General features: G+C 73.6%; 1 protein-coding gene. It reads right to left on the bottom strand.

Going from position 1 to position 477, the window contains the following annotated elements; all coding sequences use genetic code 11:
- Positions 1 to 367 (bottom strand): PAS domain-containing protein (locus ACNFOC_RS55260; RefSeq protein ID WP_416966427.1); only part of this gene is annotated, 367 nt, incomplete at its 3' end.
- Positions 368 to 477 lie beyond the last annotated feature (110 nt).

Here is a 477-nt window from a genome sequence, read left to right as displayed (position 1 = left end):
CCTGGAGCATCATCACCACGGCGTCGTCGTCGTCGGCGAGCGGCGTGGCGAACACGTCGACGCTACGCTCCAGACCGAGGCGGGGCTGGGTCAGCTCGACCCGGTACTCGCTGACGCTGGCCCGGCGGCGCCGGACGTCGGCCACGAGCGCGATGATCGGCGACGCGAACGGGATGATGTCGCGCAGGCGACGCCGCTGCATCAGGCGCGCGGAATAGTCGAAGAAGGCCTCCGCGGCGTGGTTGCAGTGGAGGATCCGCTCGTCGCCCCCGATGGTCAGGACCGGCAGCGGCAGGGCGTTGAGCACGGCCTCCCCGGACATGGCGCGCCGGCCGCCGGGCTCCTGCGGAAAGGCGTCCTCGGTCACGCGGCCTCCCGGATGATCTCGGCCGCCCCGAAGGCGCGCGCCAGAAGGGCCAGCGCCACCTCGGGATCGGTGGTGGTGAGGAGGGCGGCGCGCTCGGCCGGCTCCAGCGC

The sequence above is a fragment of the Streptomyces colwelliae genome (assembly GCF_048158785.1).
In the GTDB taxonomy this organism is placed as follows: domain Bacteria; phylum Actinomycetota; class Actinomycetes; order Streptomycetales; family Streptomycetaceae; genus Streptomyces.
This window is presented reverse-complemented; position numbering and strand designations above follow the sequence as displayed.